The 2,270-nt window shown below is 76.6% G+C and carries 2 protein-coding genes; both read right to left on the reverse strand.

What is annotated here, in order from left to right; genetic code table 11:
* On the reverse strand, positions 1-1,427 hold a 1,427-nt coding region (locus tag ACFU6K_RS37265), incomplete at its 3' end, for a condensation domain-containing protein (RefSeq protein ID WP_380670827.1).
* Positions 1,424-2,270 (reverse strand): phosphopantetheine-binding protein (locus tag ACFU6K_RS37270; RefSeq protein ID WP_380670829.1); only part of this gene is annotated, 847 nt, incomplete at its 5' end. The genes ACFU6K_RS37265 and ACFU6K_RS37270, both read right to left, overlap by 4 nt.

The following is a 2,270-nucleotide window of genomic DNA, read 5'->3' on the forward strand; positions in this document are numbered from 1 at the left end:
AGCCAGCTCCGGACGGTGCCCGGGTCGAACAGGTCGGCGTCGTACTCGACCTGCCCCGCGTAGCCGTCGGCGTCCGGGGTGAGCGAGAACGCGCAGTCGGCGCGGGCGGAGTGGCCGGGGATGTCCTCGATCTCGGCGGTCAGGCCGGGGAGGTCGAGGCCGATCGGCGGGGTGCTCTGGACGGCGAGCACGACCTGCGGGTACCCGACGGGCATGGGGACGCCGCGCTCCCGCAGCGGTTCGACCAGCAGGCCGAACGGCATCAGGGAGTGGTCGAGGGCGGAGGCGATCGCCTCGGCGGCGTGGTCCACCAGGTCCCCGAACCCGCTCTCGCTCCGGGTGGGCACCAGGATCGGCATGCTGCTGGTGAGCAGGCCGACCACCCGCTCGTCGGCCGGCCGCCTGCGGTTGGCGTTGGAGAGCAGGATCAGCGCCTGCGGCGCGCCGCTGAGCGAGCCGATCAGCCGGGCGAACGCGGCCACGACGACGGCCGAGGCGGTGGTGGAACGGGCGGCGGCGTAGCGCCCGACCGCCTCGGCCACCGCCGCCGGAACCCGGAACCCGGCCGTCTCGCCGTGCCCGGAGCGCTGCTCGGGACGCGGCCGGTCGGTGGGCAGGTCCACCGCGAGCGAGGCGCCGCCGAGCACCTCGGCCCAGTGGTCGGCGGCCGCCGCCATCGAGGCCCGGTTGACCACCGTCCGCTCCCAGCAGGCGTGGTCGGTCATCCGGCCGGCCTCCCCGGGCAGCGGCCCGCCCGTACGGTAGAGCGCGCTCAGGTCGGCCAGCACGGTGGCCAGCGACCAGCCGTCCACCGCGATGTGGTGGATGGTCAGCAGCAGCACCCACTCCTCCGCCGCCGGGCGCAGCAGCCGGGCGCGCAGCAGCGGAGGCGCGGTCAGGTCGAACGGACGGGCGACCTCGGCCTCCAGGGCCGCGGCGAGGGCCGCGTCCCGTTCGGTGGGCGCGAGCCCGCGCAGGTCGTCGACGGGGACGTCCAGCGGGGTGTTCGGGAGTACCTGCTGGAGCCCCCCGAGCTCGCTGTCCAGGAAGCGGGTCCGCAGGCTCTCGTGCCGCTCGGTCACCGCCGTGAGCGCGGCGGCCAGCCGCTCGGGCTCCAGCGGCCCGCGCAGGGTGATCCGGTGGGTGATGTTCCACACCGCCGGGTCGGCCGCCGCGCCGTGGGCCTTGCGCAGCCGCCACTGGGTCACCCCGGCGGGGGCGGCGGACAGCGCCGCCCCGCCGCCGGTCAGGGTGGTCAGCAGCCGGTCGCGGTGGGCCCGGACGAGGCCGGTGACCTCCTCGTCCATCGCCCCCGCGGGGGCCAGGTAGCCGAGCTTCTCGCCGGTGGTGCGCAGCACGATCTCGCGCTCGTCGAGCAGCTTGAGGAGCCGCGCCCACCCTTCTTCCGTCTCCTCCGCCGTGCTCACAGGGTGCCCTCCTCGAACGCCGGGGCCGGGGCCTGCTCGGCGGCCGGCCGGTGGGCGGCCATCGCGCGGATGGTCGGGCGGCGGAAGAAGTCCAGGACGCCGATCCGCACGCCGGTCTCCTCGCGGACCCGGTTCAGCAGCCGGGTGGCGGCCAGGGAGTGCCCGCCGAGGTCGAAGAAGGAGGTCTCCACCCCGGCGGGGCGGCCGAGTTCCTCCTCCCAGAGCTGTTGCAGGGTGCGCTCCAGCCCGGTGGCCGGGGCGGCCTGCGGCTCGTCCGCGCCGAGCAGGCGCGGCTCCGGCAGGGCGGCGGTGTCCAGCTTGCCGTGCGGGGTGAACGGCAGGGTGTCGACGGTGGCCCAGAGGCTCGGGACCATGTAGTCGGGCAGCAGGTCGGCCAGGCGGTCGGCGATCCCGGGCAGGTCGGCGGCCGCGCATCCGACGTACCCGGCGAGCACGGTGCCCGCCGGGGTGCGGCGCGCCGTCACGGCGGCGGCGTGCACGCCGGGCAGGCCCAGCAGCACGGTCTCGATCTCGCCCGGCTCGACCCGGTAGCCGCGCACCTTGACCTGGCGGTCGGCCCGGCCGAGGTACTCCAGCCGGCCGTCCGGGCGCCAGCGGCCGAGGTCGCCGGTGCGGTAGCTCCGGCCGTCGGGGGTGTCGGTGAAGACGGCGGCGCTCTCCTCCTCGCGGCCGACGTAACCGATGCCGACCTGGACGCCGAGGGCGTGGATCTCGCCGACCGCCCCGGGCGGCACCCGGCGTCCGGAGGCGTCGAGCAGCACGATCCGGCTGCCCGGGGTCGGGCGGCCGATCGGGGCGTACTCCGGGCCGTCCGGTTCGATC

The sequence above is a fragment of the Kitasatospora sp. NPDC057512 genome (genome assembly GCF_042802135.1).
Lineage (GTDB): Bacteria > Actinomycetota > Actinomycetes > Streptomycetales > Streptomycetaceae > Kitasatospora.